The following is a 20,961-nucleotide window of genomic DNA, read 5'->3' as shown; positions in this document are numbered from 1 at the left end:
CGCCACCCGCCATTTTGTGCAAATGCGAAACGACCAGCTTGCCAGCGGGGAACGACCCCCGGCCGCCGCCGCGAAGCGTGCGCCGATCGGCGAGCGCGAACTCATCTGGATGATGGCGCTGCTGATGGCGCTCAATGCTTTCGGCATCGACGCCATCCTGCCCGCGCTCGACGTGTTGGCCGGCGATCTGGGTGCGGAGGGCAATCGCCGCCAGTTCGTGGTCGGCGCTTACCTGCTCGCCGCCGGCATCGGCACGCTGGTGCCGGGGGCATTTGCCGACCGCTACGGCCGACGGCCCGTGCTGTTCGTCGCGCTGTTCCTCTACATCGTACTGTCGATCGCCTGCGCGCTGGTAACCACTTTCGACGGGCTGGTGGCCCTGCGTGCGGCCCAGGGCTTCTTCGCAGCGGGCATCATTGCCCTGCCGCCGGCCATCATCCGCGACCGCGTGGGCGGCGACCGCATGGCACGCATGATGAGCCTGATCTTTGTGATCTTCCTGCTCGTGCCCGCCGTCGCGCCCAGTGTCGGGCAGGGCGTGCTCGTGCTGATGGGAGACTGGCGCTGGATCTTCGTGTCCATGGCTGTGGCAGGCGTGGCGATGAGCGCATGGGTCTATTTCCGCTTGCCCGAGACACTGCACGAGGAAGACCGGCAGGAAATCCGCATCCCGGTGATCGCGCGCAATATGAAGGCCGCGCTGACATTGCGCGAGACCATCGGCTACACGCTCGGCAGTGCGCTGGTCTTCGGCGGATTGTTCGGCTTCATCAATTCGAGCCAGCAGCTGATCGGCGAGGCCTTCGGCGCGGGCGACCGCTTCCCGCTTATCTTCGCGATCTGCGCAGGCTGCATGGCACTCGCCAACTGGTCGAACAGCCGCATCGTGGAACGCTTCGGCGCGCGCAAGGTCAGCCATGCCGCGCTGTTTGCCTTCATCGCGATTGCGGCAGCCCAATACTATTTCGCCAACCAGCCCGACGAGACGCTGTGGACCTTCGTCCCGCTGATGGCGGCGAACATGAGCCTGCTGGGCTTCATCGGGGCCAATTTCGGCTCCATCGCCTTGCAGCCGTTCCGCCATATCGCAGGTGCCGCCTCGAGTGCGCAGGGCTTCCTGCGCATGACCAGCGGGGCGCTGCTGGGCGCCTTCGTCGGCTTTGCCTATGACGGGACCGCGCGTCCGCTGGCGCTCGCGCTGCTGGTGACGGCGGTGCTCAGCCTCGCCTTCGTGCTGTTTTCCGAACGCGGCACGCTGTTCGGCGACAAGATGGAAGACGACGCCTAGCTTTCCGCTTCCAGCCTGCGCCAGGCGAGCGAGGCGAATTCGCACAGCAGCGGCCGCGTGTCGCGCGGGTCGATGATGTCCTCGACATTGAAGCGCTCGGCACTGCGGAAGGGGCTGGTGACCTTGTCCAGCCGCGCCCGGATGGCTTCCAGTTCGGCGGCCGGATCGTCCGCAGCTTCGAGTTCCGACTTGTAGGCGACCTCCAGCCCGCCCGCGATGGGCAGGCTGCCCCAGTCGCCCGAAGGCCAGCAATAGCGGTACTGGTATGTCTCGGCATTGCTCATCGCGCTGCCGGCGATGCCGTATGCGCGGCGCAGGACCACCGAGGCGAGAGGCACGCTCGCCTTGTAAATCGCGTTCATCGCCTGCACGCCGTACCGGATCGTGCCCGCCATTTCCGCCTCGCGCCCGATCATGAAGCCTGGGTTGTCGACGAGGTGTACGATCGGCAGGCGGAACTGGTCGGCAAGCTTGACGAAGCGTTCGACCTTCTCGCTGGTCTTGGCTTCCCACGACCCGCCGAGGTAGCTGGGGTCGCTTGCCAACACCATCACCGGACAGCCATCGAGGCGGGCGAGCGCGGTGATGCAGGCACGGCCCCACATCCGGCCGATCTCGAACACGGTGCCCTGGTCGAACACCATCTCCATGCAGCGGCGCATCGAATAGACGGCCTTTGGATCGCGCGGGACGAGGCTGAGCAACGCTTCCTCGCGCCGATGGACCGGATCGGTGCAATGCGAGCGGCGGGCAAGCTGGCCGACGTGCTCGGGCATGAAGGACAGGAAGTGGCGAGCGCGCGCGAAGGCCTCGGCCTCGCTTCCCACCTCGTCGTCGACCACGCCGTTGCGGGTGTGGATCACCGAGCCGCCGAGGTCTTCCTTGGCCTGCTGGTGGTCGGTCGAACTCTTGTAAGCTTCGCCCAGCCCGTCGACCACGGCGGGCCCGGCGGCGAAGATCTGGCTGAGGCCCTTGACCATGATCGAGTAATGGCTGGCGACCGTGCGCGCCGCGCCGAGGCCTGCCGTCGGGCCGAGCGCGAGGGCGACGACCGGCACCGTGTCGAGGTTCTTCACCACGTCCGACCAGCCGGGGACGGCAGGGATATAGGTCGCGCCGATCTGTTCGAGCGTCTTCACGCTGCCGCCGCCGCCGGTGCCGTCGATCATGCGGATGATCGGCAGCTTCAGTTCGTGCGCCATCTTCTCGGCCTGCACCATCTTGCGGCTGATGCCTGCGTCGGCCGCCCCGCCGCGAATGGTGAAATCGTCGGCCGTGGCCACGACCGGGCGGCCGTTCACCAGCGCCTTGCCGAACAGGAAGGGGGCGGGAAGGACGCCGGTGAGATTGCCGTCCTCGTCATAGGAACCGCGTCCTGCGATCTTGCCGATTTCGCGGAAAGTACCATCGTCGCACAGCGCGGCGAGCCGGGCGCGTGCGTCCATCTTGCCGCGCCCATGCTGGCGGGCGACCTTATCCGCGCCGCCCATCTGCTCGGCCAGCGCCTCGCGGTGGCGCAGTTCTTCCAGTTCCTTGTCCCAGCCCATGCGCGTGCTCTCTCCTCAGGGAGGGCACGCTTGCAAGGGACGGGCCGAAAGGAAAGCCCTATTCTTCTACAGGCTCCACAACCGCCAGCACGGCCTCGACCTGCACCTGGCTGCCGGCGCTGACCGACAGGCCGGTAACGGTCCCGTCGAACGGTGCGGTGAGGGCGTGTTCCATCTTCATCGCTTCGAGTACCATCAGGCGCTGGCCGGCGGTGACGCTGTCACCGTCCGCCACGTCGACCGCGATGACCTTGCCCGGCATGGGGGCGATGATGTCGCCGTCGTGGGCATGGTGGTGGCCGCCGCCGCGCGTCGACAGCGCGAAGTCGTAGGCCATGCCCTCGTCGAACACGATGACGCTTTCCGCATCGAGCAGGCCGGTCGCCTCGGGCAGCGCGCCATCGCCCGACAAGGTGCGGGTCTCGCCGCCATTGGCCAGCGCGACGCTGCGGCGCGGTTCGGCGTTGAGGCGGAAGCCGGAAAGCGAGCTGCCTTCGGTGTCCTCGTCCTCGTCGAACAGGGCGAATGCGGCTGCTGTCTGCCAGACTTCCTCGTCAGGCTCGCCTGTCGGAACGAGGCTGTCGAGCCGTTCGCCGATGAAGCCGGTGTCGAGATTGCCCATGACGAAATCAGGATCGTTGAGCGCCCGGTTGAGGAAACCGGCATTGGTGCGCACGGGCCAGACTTCGACGCCCGCAGTCATGGCATCGAGGCCTTCGATGGCCTCGTCGCGGGTTTCGCCCCAGCTGACCAGCTTGGCCACCATCGGGTCGTAGAAAGGCGAGATCGCATCGCCTTCCTCGACGCCGGTTTCCACGCGACCTTCTTCCACGAATTCGAGATGGTCGAGACGGCCGGTACTCGGCAGGAAGCCTTTCGCCGGGTCTTCTGCATAGAGCCGCGCCTCGATGGCCCAGCCGTCGATGCTTAGCTCTTCCTGCTGCAGCGGGATCGGCTCACCGCTCGCCACACGCAGCTGCCATTCCACCAGATCGATGCCAGTGATCTCCTCGGTCACCGGGTGCTCGACCTGCAGGCGCGTGTTCATTTCCATGAAGAAGATGCGGTCGGCGCGCAGGCCTTCGCTGGCGTCGGCGATGAATTCGATTGTGCCTGCGCCCTCGTAATCGACCGCCTTGGCGGCGCGGACGGCGGCGGCGCAGATTTCCTCGCGCGTCGTCTCGTCCATGCCGGGGGCAGGGGCTTCCTCGATCACCTTCTGGTGACGGCGCTGCAATGAGCAGTCGCGTTCGAACAGGTGGACGACATTGCCGTGGCTGTCGCCGAAGACCTGCACCTCGATGTGGCGGGGCGAGGTGATCCACTTTTCCAGCAGTACCTCGTCGTTGGAGAAGCTGGCCTTGGCCTCGCGCCGGCAGCTTTCCAGCGCGGCCTCGAAATCGGCTGCGGCGTCGACCTTGCGCATCCCCTTGCCGCCGCCGCCCGCGACCGCCTTGATCAACACGGGATAGCCGATCGCGTCGGCCTCCTTCTTCAGGCGTTCGACCGACTGGTCTTCGCCGAGATAGCCCGGGGTTACCGGAACGCCCGCAGCGATCATCCGCTCCTTGGCGGCGTCCTTCAGGCCCATCGCTTCGATGCTGGCCGGCTTGGGCCCGACCCAGATCAGCCCCGCGTCGATCACCGCCTGCGCGAAACCTGCGTTTTCGGAGAGGAAGCCGTAGCCCGGATGGATCGCCTCGGCGCCGGTTTGCTTCGCGGCGGCGATGATCCTCTCGCCCACCAGATAGCTTTCGGCAGCGGGCGAGGGGCCGATGTGGACCGCCTCGTCGGCGCTGCGGACATGCAGCGCCTTCGCGTCGGCATCCGAATAGACCGCGACAGTGGCGATGCCCATTTCGCGCGCGGTGCGGATGATGCGGCAGGCGATCTCGCCGCGATTGGCGATAAGGAGCTTTTGGATCATGGACGCTCGCTAGACGTAGCGTCGCGCAGCTTCAAGCTACCAGCCTGCAACGGGGCGGAAATCGTGGCGCGTCCATATGATCGGTTCGGCAGGACCGGACGGCCGGTTCCAAAGCGCCTCAATAAAAGCGGTAGCGACGTGCCAGAGTTTTTCGAGCCCGCTCACGCGCACCCGGCGTTCCCACGCCTTCTGGCCGCGGGAGAGGACCTTGCGCCCGATGGCGCCGTAGATATTGGCCGCGGCCAGCACCGCCCATCGCTGGCGGAACCGCAGCTTCTTCGCGCCGAGTTTCGATGCCGCCTCGTGCTTTTCCATCAGTGCAATCAGGCGCGGCATGAGGCTGGCGAGGACGAAGCGGTTGTCCGGATGCGCGTGTTCGCCCGCCTGCCAGCCCTTTTCGGCCAGCCATGTCGCAGGCAGGTAGCAGCGGCCTGCCTCCGCATCTTCGAGGATATCGCGCGCGATATTCGCCATCTGGAAGGCAAGGCCGAGATCGCAGGCGCGGTCGAGCGTTTCGCCGTCGTCGGTGCTCACGCCCATCACCACGGCCATCATCACGCCGACCGATCCGGCTACGTGATAGCAGTAGCGCAGCATGTCGGCCTCGGTCTTTGGCTGCCAGCGGGTCGCGTCGAGCGCGAAGCCGCCGATCATGTCGTTGGCCATTTCCCAGGTGAGGCCCGTCTCGTCGGCGACCAGCCCGAAAGCGTCGAAGGCGAAATCAGCGGTTGGCTGTTCGTCGAGCGCGCGCTTCGTCAGCACGCGGATGGCCTGTACGCGGTCTTCCGCGTTCTTTAGGTCGCCCTGGTCGCCCAGCGGCCCGCCCTTGTCCTGGTTGTCGGCAATGTCGTCGCACCGCCGGCACCAGGCATAGAGCAGCCAAGCCCGCTCGCGCGTCCCGCGGTCGAACAGCTTGGAAGCGGCGGCGAAGCTGTGCGAGCCTTCCTCGATCGCCACCCGCGCCTTGTCGACCAGGAAGTGCCGCTCGCGCCCGCCGCCAGCCCGGGCCGGCGTCTGGCGCAGGTTCTGGGTCGTAAGGGGGCGCGGCTTGTTCAGAGGTCGTCGGCCTTCATCTGGAAGATCGGCGTATGCGGCACATAGTTTTCCATCTGGTCAAGCAAACCGCTTAACGTCGTGTCGTGAACGAGGATGCCCTGGTGCACGGGCCGTACGAAGCCGACCTCGGCCATCTTGCGGTTGAAGGCGATCAGCTCGTCATAGAAGCCGAAAGCATTGAGCAGGCCGACCGGATTGTCGTGATAGCCGAGCTGCGCCCAGCTCATCGCTTCCCACAATTCGTCCATCGTGCCGACCCCGCCGGGGATGGTCACGAAACCGTCGGACAAATCGGTGAAGCGCTGCTTGCGCTCGTGCATGCCGGAAACGGTGTAGAGTTCGGTGCAGTCGTGATTGGCGACTTCGGAATTGGCGAGCGCTTCGGGAATGACCCCGATCACTTCGCCGCCCGCATCGAGCGCGCCGCGCGCGGTCGCGCCCATCAGGCCGAGGCGGCCACCGCCGTAGACGACACCTATGCCGCGCTCGGCAAGACCGGCTCCGACATCATAGGCAAGCTGGATATAACGCGGGTCTTCGGGCGATGCCGAACCGCAGTAGACGGCAAGACGTTTCATCAGGCGAGCAAATCCTCGAGCATGAGCCCCGCGGTCGCCTTGGCGCTGCCGACGACGCCGGGGATGCCGGCGCCCGGGTGCGTGCCCGCGCCCACGAGGTAGAAGTTGTCGATCACGTCGTCGCGATTGTGCCCGCGGAAGAAAGCGCTCTGCGTCAGCACCGGTTCGAGGCTGAAGGCGCTACCCATGTGGGCATTCAAATCCATCGCGAAATCGCGCGGCGCGTAGTGGAACTTGGTCTTGATCCGGCCATGCAGGCCCGGGATCAGGCGCCGCTCGACCTCGTCGAGAATGCGCTTTTCCAGGATCGGGCCCATTTCCTGCCAGTCCACCGACAGCTTGCCCATGTGGGCCACCGGCACAAGCGCGTAGAAGGTGCTCATGCCTTCGGGTGCCATGCCCGGGTCGGTCACGCTGGGGTGGTGGAGGTAGATGGAGAAATCCTGCGGCAGGACGCCGTGATCGTAGATGTCCTCCAGCAGGCCCTTATAGCGCGGGCCGAACAGGATCATGTGGTGCGGGATGCCCGGCCAGGTGCCTTCGATGCCGAAATGGACGACGAAGAGGCTGGGCGAAAAGCTCTTGCGCGACAGCGACTTGGCGTAGGTCTTGCCCCGCTTGGAACCGGTCAGCAGGTCCTTGTAGCTGTGCATGATGTCGGCATTGCTGGCGACCGCGTCGAAACGCTGCTTCCAGCCGGAATGGGTTTCGACCTCGCTCGCCTTGCTGCCGAGCGTGTGCACCTGCACCACCGGATCATGCAGGCGGACGGTACCGCCGATGCGCTCGAAATGGGTGACCATGGCCGCGATGAGCCGGTTGGTGCCGCCCTTGGCCCACCAGACGCCGCCGTCCTTCTCCAGCTTGTGAATGAGGGCGTAGATGCTGCTGGTCTTCATCGGGTTGCCGCCGACCAACAGCGTGTGGAACGACAGCGCCTCGCGCAGCTTCTCGTTCTCGACGTAGCTCGAGACCATCGAATAGACGCTGCGCCACGCCTGCTTCTTCGCGAGAGCCGGAGCCGCCTTGAGCATCGACTTGAAGTCGAGGAAGGGCTTGTGGCCCAGCTTGACGTAGCCTTCCTCGTAGACACCGGCGGAATAGTCGAGGAAGCGCTGGTATCCGGCAACGTCCGCGGGGTTGAGCTTGGCGATCTCGCCGAACAGCTCTTCTTCGTCGTTCGAATAGTCGAAATTCGTGCCGTCGGGCCAGTTGAGCCGGTAGAAGGGCATGACCGGCATGATCTCGATATCCTCGGCCATGTCGTGGCCGGTCAGGCCCCACAGTTCGCGCAGGCAGTCGGGATCGGTGATGACGGTGGGGCCGGCATCGAAGGTGAAACCGTCCTTCTCCCAGTAATAGGCCCGCCCGCCCGGCTTGTCCCGCGCTTCCACGACGGTGGTCGCGATGCCGGCGGACTGCAGGCGGATGGCAAGCGCAAGGCCGCCGAAACCGGAGCCGATCACGCAGGCGGTGCGGCCGGTCTGCGGAATCTCGGTGGCGGAGGAAATATCGGGAGGCGTTACATCGGCGTTCATCGTCGATCCTCTTGGACGAGCGGCGCTCCCTTGCCAAGCAGGGCTGCGACCGCACGCGAAATTGGTACCGGCGGCTTTCCTGACAGGATCCGCATTTTGTCGAGGGCGCTGGAGCGCGCGGCATAGAACCGTTCGATCAGGGGTTCCCCCAAGCGGTAGAAGCGCTCGAACACCCGATATCGTTCCTCGGGGATCGCCGCTTCGAACAGCATCTTGCCGAGCAGGCGATAGAAGCCCGTGCGGCGCCAGTGTTCATGCGCGCGCCGGTCGACCAGGCGGGCAAGCTCGTCGCGCGGAAAGGCGGCTGCATCGGCAATGGCGAGCGCGTTCTCGACGGCCACCGGGATGGTGTAGCTGGTCAGCGGATGCACGAAGCCCCCGCGCGCTCCGGCCAGCACCACTTCGGGTTCTTTCAGCGAGGCGCGGTAGGCGGCGAAATCGCCCCCGGTAATGACCGGAAGCACGCCCGTTTCCTCGTGCAGCACCGTGGCTTCCCAGCCCTTGTCCGCGGCATAGGCGGCGATGCGTTCGCGCAGGGCCGGTGCATCGAGCGCGGCGCTGTCGGCGTAATAGGTGTCCTCGACGAAGATTTCGTCCGGCCCCATCGGCAGGAGATAGACGAAGCGATAGGCGCCGTGCTGCCGGACCGTCGCATCCATGATCACGGGGCGGTCTATCCCGTGGGGGCTTGCGGTGCGCAGGTGCTGGCCGAGGAAAACCTGCCAGCCGCCGGTCAGGTGCTTGCTGGACCCGGCATCGCGGCAGTCGATAACGGTTCGTGCTTCGACGCGCTCTCCGGTCGCAAGCTCGATCCCCGAGGCATCGAGGCACGCCACCCGCGAGCCGAGCTGCTGGGCTTCCTGTGGCAATTCGCGGCGCAGCGTGCGGTCGAAATCGCGGCTGTCGAGCGAGCGATAGTTGGCGGTCAGCACGCGCCGGTGCGCGGGAAAGCGGACCTCGTTGCCGCCGGTCCACTCGGTCCTGGCGAAAGGCGCGAGCAGTGCCTCGCCCTGCTGCGACAAATCGCTTTCGAACCAGCTCCAGCGGTGGTTGCCGCCGAAGCTGTCGCCCGCTTCGAACAGGGCGAGCGAGAGCGAGGGATGCGCGCGGCGGATCGCCAGCGCGGCAAGCCCTCCGGCGAGCCCTCCTCCTACGATCGCGATGTCGAACCTGCGGCCCATGGGGAAAGTCGCTTACGGGCGCGGGGGCAGCGCGGCAATCGCTTTGCGCGATTTTGGCTTGGCTGATTCGGAACGCGCGGGCCGTTTGACCGTTGGCGGATGAAGGGCAAGACGAGGGAATCCCCGATGAAATATGCAGTTTTCGTGGCCGCCGGCCTGCTTGCAGGCACTGCGGCGACACCGCTCGCGGCGCAGGATGCCGATGTAAACGTGTCGCCTCCGGCCGGGCCGCCGACCACGGCATTCGACGGCGATTACCTCAGTGTGGGCGTGGGCGTGGCCTACAATGCCAGCTATTCAGGGTCGGACGACTACCAGCTCAGCGTGCTGCCGATCGTCCAGGGTTCGCTCGGTGGCGTGGCGATCAATCCGCGCCCTGCCGGCATCGCGCTCGATTTCATTCCCGATCCCGACGAGGGTATTGCCTTTTCCGCGGGGCCGCTGCTGCGCATGAACCGCGACCGCGCCGATATCGACGACATCGATGACGATATCGTGGCAGCCTATGGCGAGCTGGAAACCGCGATCGAGGTGGGGGCAAGCCTCGGGGTCAAGCTGCCCAAGCTGCTCAACCCCTTCGACAGCCTGAGCTTCAATGTCGATGCGGGCTGGGACGTGAACGGCGCCCACGGCGGCATGACCGTGTCGCCGAGCGTGACCTATTTCACCCCGCTCAGCCGCGCGATGGCCGCCTCGCTCAGCGTCAGCACGAATTGGGTCGATGACGATTTCGCCGACTATTACTATTCGGTGCCCGCGACCAATCCGGCCTTGCCTGCAGCCGATGTGCTGCCGGGCTTCCAGGCGGAAGGCGGGTTCGAAAGCGTCGGGGTGAACCTGCTGCTGGCCTACGATCTCAACGGCGACGTGACCGACGGAGGATTGTCGCTGATCGGGCTGGGCGGCTATTCGAAACTGCTCGGCGATGCGGCGGATACGCCTTTCACCAGCATACGCGGCAGTTCGAACCAGTATTTCGTCGCGCTGGGCATCGGCTATACTTTCTAGCGGATAGAATTCGCGGTTCACTTGTCGGGACGGGGCTGCGCGCGCAGTCTCGCCCTCATGACCGCGAACCCATTGAGGCCGCACCGCACGGCAATTGTTGCCGGCCTTGTGATCACGGCCGTCACGCTGGCCGTGCTCTTCGCCATGGATCGCCCGCCGATCTGCACCTGCGGCTATGTCGCGCTGTGGTACGGGGACATCAACGCCTCGGGCAACAGCCAGCACCTGTCCGACTGGTACACGCCCAGCCACATCATCCACGGGATGCTGTTCTACGCGCTTGGCTGGCTGCTGTTCGCGCGGGCGGGCATCGGCGGCAAGCAGGCTGCGAGGTACAGCTTCACGCTCGCCGTATTCCTCGAAGCAGCATGGGAGATCATCGAGAACACGCCGATGGTCATCGACCGCTATCGTTCGGTCACGGTGAATTGGGGCTATTCAGGCGATAGCATCATCAATTCCATGGCCGATATCTGCTGGATGAGCCTGGGGTTCTTCCTCGCCCTCAAGCTGCCCGTGCGGGTGACGGTGGTGCTGGCGATCATAATGGAGGTCGTCGCGGCGCTGGTGGTGCGCGACAATCTCACGCTCAACGTCATTATGCTGGCCTACCCGTTCGAATTCATCCGCGAATGGCAGGCGCTGGGCTGACCGCCTACTGCCCGACCGCCTTGTCGGCCCATTCGGCCTTCTTGCGCTTCGCCCATTCCATGCGGCTACGCAGCTTACCTTCGTAAGGCACGCCGGGCGAAATCGGCAGGGCTTTCAAAGACCCGATATCGAGGCCGTAGATGCGGTCGTCGTCGCCCAGATAGGCCTTGGCCTGAACGCCTTTGGAAAGCTTTTCCTTCACAGACTTGAGACTGCCGAGGTCGACCGACATCAGCCATTCCGAATGGCTGTTGGCGAAAAGTAGAACGGCCGTGTCGCTATCCTCGCTAAGAGGTGAGAACAGCCTGACCGTCCCCTTGCGCTCGCGCCCGCCGGAATAGGCCGCGCGCCGCCTCATCCGCAGGCGCAGGTGAGAAATGCCGACTAGCAGGGTGAGAGCGCCCATGATGCCGATGATCCACATCATGACGGTTGGCGGCTGGTCCTCGCCCAGCGGGATGAGCCCCAATGCAAGCGCAAGGAAGAATGCGCCAACGGCCATGGCCAGCAATGCCCGCAAAAAACCCGCCTCCCGAAATTGTCCGGAAGGCGGGTCTTTAGCAGACAGGACTTAAGAAAGCGCCCGTCAGTCGTCCTTCTTGGCCGTCCCGACCGTACCTTCGGCGAGGTCGGGGCGCGGATCGGGCAGTTTCGCGTCGCGGTCGCCCGTCTTCAGGTAGGTGTCGAACCATTCCATCATGCGCAAATTGTAATCGTAGCGCGCGGCGGCCTTCTGGTTGCCGTGGCCTTCGCCCGGGTACAGCACGAGGCGAACCGGAGTTTCGGGCTTGCGCACCTTGATCGAGCGGTAGAGCTCGTAGCTCTGGCTCGGCGCGACGCGGGTGTCCTCGGCACCGTGCATGATCAGCAGCGGGGTTTCGGCCTTGTCGACATGGTAGATCGGCGAGACTTCGAGCATCTTCTGCCAGTTGTCCCACGGCCATGCGCGGCTGTGCACATTGTACATCTCATAAGGGATGTCGGTGGTGCCGAACTTCGAGATCTGGTTCGAAATGCCCACGAACATGACACCGGCCGCGAATTCGTCGCTGTAATAGGTGCTGGTCCACGCGGTCGCATAGCCGCCGTAGGAGCCGCCCGTCACGCCGACGCGGTCGGCATCGGCGATGCCCGCCTCGACCAGCGCGCGCTTGGCATCGACCAGGTCGCGGAATTCGGGATCGGTGTAACGGCCCTGGTGCTGCTTGGAGAACGCCGTGCCGTAGCCGGTCGACCCGCGATAGTTCGGCAGGAAGACGGCATAGCCCTTGCCAGCGGCCACCTGGCCCGGCTTGGAATAGGCGGTCTGCCAGCCATTGCTATCATGCGCTTCGGGGCCGCCGTGGACGTTGAGGATCAGCGGGGCGCCGCCCTTGGGCACGCCGCCGACCGGCTCGATGAGAACGCCCTCGACCTGCTGGCCATCGGTGGCGGTGAAAGTGAAAGCGCGCTGCTTGCCGAAGTCGATATCCGACAGCCACGGATTGTGCTGCGTCCAGCGGGCGAAGGCGCCGTTGTTCCACACGAATAGTTCGGTCGGGTGCTGCGGGCTGCTCGCCTCGACGGCGATGGTGTTGCCGCCCGTTTCCACGTTGGAAAGGATGAGCTCGCCGCCGTCATGCTCTTCGGCGATCGAACCGTCGGCGTTGTAGATGCGCAGCGCCGACTGCACGCCCTTGTGGATCACTGCAGCAAGACGGCCGTCGGCCAGCCATGCGGCATCGACCGCAGCTTCGGGCGCGCCCGCGTTCAGCGCACGGAAGCTGCCGCTTGCCACGTCGACGAGGTGTAGCGTCGTGTCGGCGGGGTCGTTCATGTCGACGCCCGCGATCATCGACAGCTGCTTGCCGTCGGGCGAAACCTCGATATCGCCCAGCTTGCCGGGCGTTTCGACCACGGCCAGCACCTTGCCGGTGGCAAGGTCGATCACATGGGCACGCTTGGAAGTGTATTCGTCGTCGATCTGCGGCGTGGGCGCGCTGTCGACCACGGCGGTCTTGCCGCCCGGCGCGACCTTGAAGCCGCTGACGTAGCCGGGGATGGTCACGGCCTTCGGCTCGGCATCCACTTCAGCGCCGACCTTGGCGGAGAAAAGGCGGTTAAGGCGGGCTTCCTCTTCATAGACGATGGCGTTGAACCCAGCCTTCGACTCCTTTTCGCGGTCCTTGTCCTTTTCGGCAGAGGCCAGCATCCAGATGGCCGAACCGTCGGGCGCCCAGGCATAGGAGCGCACGCTCGCGTCCTTGACTGCCGCCAGCTTGCGATGCGCGCCGCCGTCGACCGGGATGCCCCAAACGGCGCGGTCGCCATCCTTTTCGGTCCACAGGAAGCTGATTGTGCGGCCATCGGGCGAATACTGGATGGCGGAGACGTTCATGCTGTCGGGCAGAAAGTCGCGTGCATTCATGGGGCCGTAGGCGAGCTTCAATTGCTGCTCGGTCGAACCGTTTTCCTCGCCTTCGGTCACGTCGGGGAGGGCGGCAGTGGTGTAGGCGATGCTGCGGCCATCGGGCGAGACGGCCACGGTGCCCACGCTTTCGAGCGCGGCGACGTCTTCGGGCGTCATCGGGCGTGCTTGCGCCTGCGCGGCGATCGAGGCGGTGGCCAGCAGGCCTGCGGCAAGGACGGTACGGCGAATTCGGGTCAAGGTTCTCTCCTCTGGGAATCGTCTGGCGGTCTCATAGCGACCTCGCGCCGGAGGGCAAACCGGGGCTTGCGGGCGGCGGGCGGTGCAGGCATCAGGCGGCCAAGGGACAAGAGGAGATTCCATGCGCAAACTGATCGCCGGGCTGACTGCCAGCCTGCTCGCTGCCATTTCACCGCTGGCCGCAGAGACGACCATCATCCATGCCGATGGCCTGGTGGTCGATGCCGCCAGCAAGCCGATGGGCAAGGCCACCGTCACCGTGAAGGACGGCGTGATCGTCAGCGTGGAAGAGGGTTGGACCGGCGTGCCCGACGGCGCGAACATGGTCCATCTGCAGGGCCGCACGCTCGCGCCGGGCCTCATCGATTTGCACACGCACCTGACCGGCGATCCGGGCGGCGACTTCTGGAAAGCGACGACCGAACCGACCGAATGGGACGTGGTGATCGGGGCCAAGAACGCACGCCTCACCGCCAAGGCCGGCTTCACCACCGTACGCGAGGCGGGCAGCGCCCAGCATACCGCCTTCTCGCTGCGCCGCGCGACCGCAGAAGGCCTCGTCGCCGGACCGCGCATCGTCGCTGCCGGACCCTCGCTCGCCATCGTCGGCGGGCATGGCGACACCAATGGCTTCCTGCCCGAAGTGAACGCGCTGCTCGATGACGGCTACAATTGCACCGGCGCGGTCGAATGCGCGGAGAAGGTCCGGCTCGCCAGCCAGAACGGGGCCGACATCATCAAGATCACCGCGACCGGCGGCGTGCTGAGCCAGCAGGGCCGCGGGCTGGAGGCGCATTTCACCGATGCCGAGATGAAGAGCATCGTCGATACGGCCCGCTCGCTCGGCCTCAAGGTCATGGCCCATGCGCATGGCGCACGCGGCATCGAGGCCGCGGCCCGCGCCGGTGTCACCTCGATCGAGCACGGGACCTATATCGACGAGGCCGCTGCCAAGGCGATGCGCGATAACGGGACCGTGCTGGTGCCCACGCTCATGGCCTTCCAGGGCATCCGCGGCAATCTGGGCAAGGGCGTCTACACCCCGGTCGTGGAAGACAAGGTCCGCGCTGTCGCCGCCTATGCCGAAAGCATTGTCGAGCGGGCCCGCAAATGGGGCGTTACGATCGCCTTCGGCACCGATGCCGGCGTGTTCGAGCATGGCGACAATGCCAAGGAACTCGGCCTCATGCGGGCTGGCGGCATGTCCGACCGCGAAGTGCTCGCCAGCGCGACGACTGGCGCGGCCAGGGTACTGGGCATGGAAAACCAGATCGGCCGCATCGCGCCGGGCTACTCGGCGGACATCATCGCAGTGCCGGGCAACCCGCTCGAGGACGTGACGCTGGTCGAGCAGACCGACTGGGTGATGGTGCGCGGCCGCATCATCGAATGAGGGCGATCCTCGCGCTGGCTGCCGCACTTGGCCTCGCAGTCCCGGCTGCCGGGGAAGAGGGCGGCGTATGCGAGCGCGAGCTGGTCGTCCTTGGCGCAGGACAGGACGCAGGTGCGCCGCAGATCGGCAATGCGGACGACGCAGGGGAGCGCCTGCTGCCTTCCTCGCTCGCGCTGATCGATCGAGGGTCGAACAAGCGTTACCTGTTCGACGCCTCGCCCGCGATTACCGAACAGCTGGCGCTGCTCGACGGGAACGAGCCACCCACCGAAAGCCTCGGCATCGATGGCATCTTCCTGACCCATGCGCATATCGGCCACTATCTCGGCCTCGCCTGGCTCGGGCGCGAGGCGGCAGGCGCGAAAGGCGTACCGGTCTATGCCCTGCCGCGCATGGCGCAGTTCCTGCGCACGAACGGCCCGTGGAGCCAGCTGGTCGAGCTCGGCAATATCGAGGTCAGGCTACTGGCGAACGGGGGCATTACCCCGCTCGACCTCGGGCGCCTGCGCGTGCTGCCCTACGCCGTGCCTCACCGCGACGAATATTCCGAAACGGCAGGCTTCATGGTCTTCGCCGGGAAAACCGCCTTCCACTACGTGCCCGACATCGACAGCTGGGCGCAGTTCACACGCGGCGATCGCTCGGCCCTGTTCGAACTGGTCGAGACGGGGCGCTATGTCTTCATTGACGCGACCTTCTGGGACGACAACGAACTGCCCGGCCGCGACATGAGCGAGATCCCGCACCCCCGCGTCAGGGCGACGATGGACATGCTCCAGCACCTGCCCGCCGACCAGCGCGCCAAGGTGCGCTTCATCCATTACAACCACACCAACCCGATCCGCGATCCGGCCTCGGCCGAGGCGCGCGAGGTGGAAGCGCGCGGCTTCGGGATCGCGCGGCGCGGCGACCGTTTCTGCCTCGATTGAGCGGCATTGATCGACGCGGGTAGGCCGCCCGTCCGCTTTGCCGCTTGCAGGGCCTGCCGGTGCGCCATAGGCGCTGGCGCGTCAAAACAGGGATAGAGCCGATGAAACCGATCCGCCTCGCGCTGGCCTGCGCGTCCGCCATCACGCTTGCCGCCTGCGCAGCGACCCCGCCGGTTGCAGACAGCATGCCGGTGGCGCAAGCCGACGAGGTGAGCGAGCACGACAAGCTGTTCGGCCTGTTCGAGGATGCGGACGAGCGCAGCCTCAAGCTCAACCCGATCTCCGCCCTGTTCCGCGGTGACATGCGCTATGCCGACCGGCTGGGCGATTACATGACCGACGAGTTCAACAATGCGACCCGCGCCGACGCGCAGCTTAACCTTGCCAAGCTGGCCGAGATCGACCGTTCCAAGCTGTCGGCGACGGACCAGCTGGCTTACGACGTGTTCGCCTATAACCAGCGCGAGGTGCTGGCCGGGCTGACCCCTGAAATCCTCGCTGCGACCAGCGTGCGTCCGGTCAACCACTTTGCAGGCTTCCACACGTTCTATCCCAGCTTCGCCAGCGGGCAGAGCGCGGCGCCCTTCGAAACGGTCGAGGATTACGAGAACAATTTGTCGCGTCACCGCGACTATGTTGCCTTGACCGACCGCTCGATCGCGCGCTTCCGCGAAGGCATGGCGAGCGGGGTGCTGGAAACGAAGCTGACCATCGGCAATGTCATCAGCCAGCTCGACACGCAGCTGGCGATGGATATCGAGGAATCGCCCTTCTTCATGCCGGTGAAGAACTTCCCCGACAGCTTCTCCGCTGCCGACAAGGCGCGGCTGGAGGCGGAATATCGCACCGGCATTGCCGACATCTATGCCGCTCATGCGCGCCTGCGCGATTTCCTGCGCGATGAATATTACGCCGCTGCGCGGGGCACCGTGGGCCTGTCCCAGATGAAGGGCGGCGAAGCGCTCTATCGCCGGCTGGTGGAGGACACGACCACCCTGCCGCTCGAGCCCGACTATCTTCATAACCTCGGCCTGTCCGAAGTCGCGCGCATCAAGGGCGAGCTGGAAAAGGTGAAGGCGGAGGTCGGCTTTGCCGGCTCGCTCAACGAATTCTTCGACTATGTCCGCACCGATCCCAAGTTCCAGCCGAAGAGCCGCGAGGCGCTGACGCAGACCTATTACGATATCGGCAAGCAAGTCGATGCGAAGATCCCGCAGTATTTCTCGCTGACGCCCAAGACTCCGCTTGAGATCAAGCCTTACGAGGAATATCGCGAAAAGTTCGAGGCTGGCGGTTCGTACCAGGGCGGATCGCCCGACGGATCGCGTCCGGGCACCTTCTATTTCAACGCCTACGACCTGCCCAGCCGCCTGACGACGGGCAATGTCACGCTCTACCTCCACGAAGGTGCGCCGGGGCATCACTTCCAGATCAGCCTCGCGCAGGAGAACGAGGCGCTGCCCGCCTTCATGCGCTTTGGCGGGACCACGGCCTATGTCGAGGGCTGGGCGCTCTATGCCGAGACGCTGGGCTACGAGATGGGCTTCTTCGAGGACCCGTGGAACCGCTACGGCACGCTGCAGGACGAACAGCTGCGCGCGATGCGGCTGGTGGTCGACACGGGCCTTCATTCCAAGGGCTGGACGCGCGACCAGGCGATCAACTTCATGCTGGAAAACTCGGGCATGACCCGCACCGAGGTCGTGGCAGAGGTGGAACGCTATATCGCCATTCCCAGCCAGGCGCTGGCCTACAAGGTGGGCGCGCTGAAGATCCAGGAACTGCGCCGCAAGGCAGAAGCCGCGCTGGGTGACGATTTCGACATTCGCGCCTTCCATGCGCAGGTGCTCGACACTGGCGGCCTGCCGCTGCCTGTGCTGGAAGGAAAGATCGACCGCTGGATTGCAGCCGGCGGCAAGTAAGCTTGCAAGGGGACCGAGGAGAGACGATGATGAAGACTTTCGCAGCGAAGACCGCGATGGCGCTGGTTCTGGCAACTGGAGTGGGCGCCTGTTCGACCGTCGGCACCTATGCCGAAGCACCGGTGGCGGCAGCGAAGCAGGCCACGGCTGCAGTGGCGCTCGATGCCCTGCTCGACCGGAGCGAGGCGGCCTATCTCGACCGCAATCCCACCTCCGCATTCTTCCGCGGCGATTTCTCTGACGCGGATACGCTGGGCGATTTCTCGCCTGCCTATTACGCCAAGGAACGCGCTGCCGCGCAGGCGGACCTTGCCGCGCTGCGCCTGATCGATCGCAATGCGCTGAGCGAGACGGGCCGTATCGTCTACGACACCTTCGAATACACGATGCAGCGCCGGATCGCGGAAACCGATCCCGAAATCCTGCCGACCATCCTGGCAACGCCGATCGACCATTTCCGCGGCTTCCACGTGTTCTACCCGCGCCTGTCGGCCCCGGGTGCGCTGATGCCGTTCGACACGGTCACGGATTACGAGAACAACCTTGCCCGCCATGCGTCTGCGGCCAAGGGCATGGACGACATGATCACGCGGATGCGCACCGGCATGGCGCGGGGCATCACCCTGCCGCGCCTGACGGTGGAAATCATGATCCAGCAGTTCGACACGCAGCTGGGCGCAGCCGATGCCGCGAACCCATATTACGCTCCGCTGGGCGCCTTCCCGGCCAGCTTCTCGCAGGCCGAAAAGGACCGCCTGACCGCCGCCTACCGTGCGAGCGTGAAGGACACGCTGTTCCCGGCGATGAAGCGGATGCGCGATTTCCTCGCCAGTGAATACCTGCCCAAGGCCCGCGCCAGCATCGCGGCGACCGACGGCCCGGGGGGCGATGCCTATTACGCCTTCCGCATCGAGGAAATGACCACGCTGCCGTTGACGGCGGAGGAAATCCACCAGACCGGCCTTGCCGAAGTCGCGCGCATCAATGCAGCGCTCGCCAAGGCGAGGGCAGAGGCCGGCGACCGCAAGCAGGTGACCTACACCACCAAGGCGGACCTGCAGGCGGCCTGGTACGAGGTCGGCCGCAAGGTCGATCCGCTGATGGACCGCCTGTTCCTCAACCAGCCCAAGACCCCGCTGCGGATCGAGCCTTACGAAGAGTATCGCGAGGCCTTCAACCTCGCCGCCTCCTACTATCCCGGCAAGATCGACGGGTCGCGTCCGGGCACCTTCTACTTCAGCGGCTACAACGTGGCGGAGCGCAAGCTCGGTACCTCGGTCGCGCTCTACATGCACGAAGGCAATCCGGGCCATCACTTCGAGACCATGCTGGCCTACGAGAACGAGGAACTGCCCGATTTCATGCGCTACAACGGCTTTACCGCCTATGGCGAGGGCTGGGGACTTTATGCCGAAAGCCTCGGCTACGAGCTGGGCCTTTATGACGACCCGCTCGACAGGATCGGCGCGCTTGCGGGCGGCGAACTGCTGCGTGCAGTGCGCCTCGTCGTCGATACCGGCATGCATGCCAAGGGCTGGAGCCGCGAGAAGGCCATCGAATACATGGTCGCCAACGGCCAGCCGCGCGATTTCGCCGAAAGCGAGACGGCGCGCTACATCGTGATGCCGGCCCAGGCGCTGGCCTACAAGACGGGCGAACTGAAGATAAAGGCCCTGCGTGCCAAGGCCGAGAAGGCGCTGGGCAAGGATTTCGACGTCCGCCGCTTCCACGACCAGGTGCTTTCGACGGGCAATATCCCGCTGTCGGTGCTGGAAGCCAAGATCGACGCCTGGATCGCCGCTGGGGGCAAGTAAGCCGCCACGCGTGACAGCAAAGCGCCGCGCGCCCTAGACGGGTCCTCGAAGTTCCGGGGAGGGCGCGCGTGCTCACACATCTTCGCGAAGCGGACTGGCTGACCGCAAGGCGCGTGCGCGGCTATGCGGTGCTGATCGCGATCGCCTCGCTGGCGCTGCTGGCGAACAGCTACATCAAGGCGATGCAGCCGGCCGGGACCGATTTCCTCGCCTTCTGGGGCGCGGGCCATGTCGCGGCGGCAGGCAATCCGGTGGCGGCCTACGACCTTGCCGTGCAGGAAAGCGTGCAGACCGCCACGGGAAGCGAAGGCTGGTTCGTCTTCGTCAATCCGCCGCCCTTCCTGTTTGCCGTCACGCCGTTCGGCGCGCTGCCGTTCCCGATTGCGTGGATTGCCTGGGTGGGCGTGACCTATGCGCTGTGGGCCTGGGCGAGCATCCGCGCCTTCCCGCGCCTGTGGCCGCTGGTCCTCGCCTATCCGGGCGCCTTGCTGGCCGCTGGCCACGCGCAGACGGGGCTGCTGACCGGCGCGCTGCTGGTTCTGGCGGCGCAATCGCTGGCGCAGCGTCCGGCATTGTCGGGCGCGGCCATCGGGGCGCTGGTGGTAAAGCCGCACCTTGCCGTGCTCACGCCCTTCTGGCTGGCGATGGGCGGCAAGTGGCGCGCCATAGTCGCTGCGGGAGCGAGCGCGCTCGGCCTGCTGGCAGCCTCGTGGCTGGTGTTCGGCACGGACACGATGGCCGGCTACACCACCAGCTGGGAAGCCAGCCGCGCCATCATGGGCGAGCGCAGCGACGACTTCTTCCTGCGCATGGTGACCTTCTATTCGCAGGTCCGCCACTGGACGGGTGAGGGACCGGCGATGGTCGCAGGTGTCCTGAGCGGTCTTGCTGCGCTGGCGGCGGCCATGCTGGCATGGCGCAAATCCGGCGAAGACGTGCGGGCAAGCGCGTCGGCCATGCTGGCGGCCACCGCGCTCGCCTCCCCATACTTGTTCAATTACGACCTGCCCTTCCTGATCTTCCCGACACTGTGGCTGGTGGAGCAGGGGCTGGAGCGCGGCTTCAGGCCTTACGAGAAACTCGGCCTCGTCGCCTTGTGGTTCGCGCCCTACGCCACACGCGCCGCGGCGCTCCCGCTGGAGGTCAACTTCATGCCGCTGTGCTCGCTTGCGCTGCTGTGGCTCGTCTGGACGCGCGCCGGTCAGCGCTGAGGGGCCGCAGTCCCGATAGGGGACAAGCGCCCGCCCTGCCTCGATTTTCGCGGGAACCCGATAGCCGCATAGGGGGTTCTACGCGGCAGGACGGTGGGAAAGTATTTCATGGAGGAACCCCATGTCGAGCTTGTCCTTCCATAGCAGCCGCCCCGATCGGTGGGTGAAGCCGAAGCCCTATAGCGACGCGTCCCTGCGCTACAGGCAACACGGCAAGATCCTCCCGATGGAAGAGCCGGGTTTCTTCGCCCGCCTGTTCGGGGCTCGCTGA

17 protein-coding genes are annotated in these 20,961 nt (G+C 65.6%); 9 read left to right on the top strand and 8 right to left on the bottom strand.

Annotated features, from left to right (window positions below):
- Positions 1-22: 22 nt before the first annotated feature.
- Positions 23-1,288, top strand: a complete 1,266-nt coding sequence (locus tag GRI42_RS09075) for a multidrug effflux MFS transporter (RefSeq protein ID WP_160609159.1) — start codon at positions 23-25, stop codon at positions 1,286-1,288.
- On the opposite strand, the gene GRI42_RS09070 is transcribed toward GRI42_RS09075, so the two are convergent.
- The 6 genes from GRI42_RS09070 to crtY all read right to left on the bottom strand — a co-directional run bounded on the left by GRI42_RS09070 (position 1,285) and on the right by crtY (position 9,115).
- On the bottom strand, positions 1,285-2,835 hold the full coding sequence (locus GRI42_RS09070) for an acyl-CoA carboxylase subunit beta (RefSeq protein WP_160608190.1): 1,551 nt from the start codon (positions 2,833-2,835) through the stop codon (positions 1,285-1,287). The two genes, GRI42_RS09075 and GRI42_RS09070, sit on opposite strands and share 4 nt — an antisense overlap.
- A 58-nt stretch (positions 2,836-2,893) precedes the next feature.
- Entirely contained in the window at positions 2,894-4,762 is a 1,869-nt protein-coding gene (locus GRI42_RS09065; protein WP_160608189.1) for an acetyl/propionyl/methylcrotonyl-CoA carboxylase subunit alpha, read from the bottom strand.
- 36 nt (positions 4,763-4,798) lie between these two features.
- The gene (locus GRI42_RS09060; protein ID WP_325065317.1) at positions 4,799-5,719 is read right to left on the bottom strand and encodes a phytoene/squalene synthase family protein; all 921 of its coding nucleotides are present in this window, start codon (positions 5,717-5,719) and stop codon (positions 4,799-4,801) included.
- 95 nt (positions 5,720-5,814) lie between these two features.
- Positions 5,815-6,396, bottom strand: coding sequence for an LOG family protein (locus GRI42_RS09055; protein ID WP_160608188.1), 582 nt, complete (start codon positions 6,394-6,396; stop codon positions 5,815-5,817).
- Positions 6,396-7,934, bottom strand: coding sequence for a phytoene desaturase (locus tag GRI42_RS09050; RefSeq protein WP_160608187.1), 1,539 nt, complete (start codon positions 7,932-7,934; stop codon positions 6,396-6,398). The genes GRI42_RS09055 and GRI42_RS09050 overlap by 1 nt, the downstream gene beginning before the upstream one ends.
- A complete protein-coding gene (gene crtY / locus GRI42_RS09045) occupies positions 7,931-9,115 on the bottom strand; it encodes a lycopene beta-cyclase CrtY (protein WP_160608186.1) in 1,185 nt (394 codons plus the stop codon). Before crtY ends, GRI42_RS09050 begins: the two co-directional genes overlap by 4 nt.
- Before the next feature lie 126 nt (positions 9,116-9,241).
- Here crtY and GRI42_RS09040 point away from each other — a divergent pair, with 126 nt between their 5' ends.
- Both GRI42_RS09040 and GRI42_RS09035 read left to right on the top strand, forming a co-directional pair.
- Positions 9,242-10,123, top strand: coding sequence for a MipA/OmpV family protein (locus tag GRI42_RS09040; RefSeq protein WP_234033924.1), 882 nt, complete (start codon positions 9,242-9,244; stop codon positions 10,121-10,123).
- Between the two features lie 57 nt (positions 10,124-10,180).
- Entirely contained in the window at positions 10,181-10,774 is a 594-nt protein-coding gene (locus tag GRI42_RS09035) for a DUF2585 family protein (RefSeq protein ID WP_160608184.1), read from the top strand.
- A 4-nt stretch (positions 10,775-10,778) separates the two neighbouring features.
- Here the strand turns inward: GRI42_RS09035 and GRI42_RS09030 are convergent, their stop codons facing one another.
- Both GRI42_RS09030 and GRI42_RS09025 read right to left on the bottom strand, forming a co-directional pair.
- A complete protein-coding gene (locus GRI42_RS09030) occupies positions 10,779-11,276 on the bottom strand; it encodes a hypothetical protein (RefSeq protein WP_160608183.1) in 498 nt (165 codons plus the stop codon).
- Between the two features lie 84 nt (positions 11,277-11,360).
- Positions 11,361-13,421 (bottom strand): S9 family peptidase, encoded by a 2,061-nt coding sequence (locus GRI42_RS09025; protein WP_234033923.1) that lies wholly within the window; start codon positions 13,419-13,421, stop codon positions 11,361-11,363.
- Between the two features lie 121 nt (positions 13,422-13,542).
- On the opposite strand from GRI42_RS09025, the gene GRI42_RS09020 reads away from it, so the two are divergent.
- The 6 genes from GRI42_RS09020 (at position 13,543) to GRI42_RS13855 (ending at position 20,961) form a co-directional block, all read left to right on the top strand.
- Positions 13,543-14,814: a metal-dependent hydrolase family protein gene (locus GRI42_RS09020; protein WP_160608181.1), complete on the top strand. Its 1,272-nt coding sequence runs from the start codon at positions 13,543-13,545 to the stop codon at positions 14,812-14,814.
- Positions 14,811-15,743 (top strand): MBL fold metallo-hydrolase, encoded by a 933-nt coding sequence (locus GRI42_RS09015; RefSeq protein WP_160608180.1) that lies wholly within the window; start codon positions 14,811-14,813, stop codon positions 15,741-15,743. Before GRI42_RS09020 ends, GRI42_RS09015 begins: the two co-directional genes overlap by 4 nt.
- 101 nt (positions 15,744-15,844) lie before the next feature.
- The gene (locus GRI42_RS09010; RefSeq protein ID WP_160608179.1) at positions 15,845-17,665 is read left to right on the top strand and encodes a DUF885 domain-containing protein; all 1,821 of its coding nucleotides are present in this window, start codon (positions 15,845-15,847) and stop codon (positions 17,663-17,665) included.
- Between the two features lie 26 nt (positions 17,666-17,691).
- Entirely contained in the window at positions 17,692-19,479 is a 1,788-nt protein-coding gene (locus GRI42_RS09005) for a DUF885 domain-containing protein (protein WP_234033922.1), read from the top strand.
- Positions 19,480-19,547: 68 nt separating this feature from the next.
- The gene (locus GRI42_RS09000) at positions 19,548-20,690 is read left to right on the top strand and encodes a glycosyltransferase family 87 protein (protein ID WP_160608177.1); all 1,143 of its coding nucleotides are present in this window, start codon (positions 19,548-19,550) and stop codon (positions 20,688-20,690) included.
- Between the two features lie 121 nt (positions 20,691-20,811).
- Positions 20,812-20,961 (top strand): hypothetical protein, encoded by a 150-nt coding sequence (locus GRI42_RS13855; RefSeq protein ID WP_170290012.1) that lies wholly within the window; start codon positions 20,812-20,814, stop codon positions 20,959-20,961.

Source organism: Qipengyuania gaetbuli (assembly GCF_009827315.1).
Taxonomy (GTDB): Bacteria; Pseudomonadota; Alphaproteobacteria; order Sphingomonadales; family Sphingomonadaceae; genus Qipengyuania; species Qipengyuania gaetbuli.
Note: the sequence above shows the minus strand (reverse complement) of the source record. Positions and strands in the feature narration are given on the sequence as shown.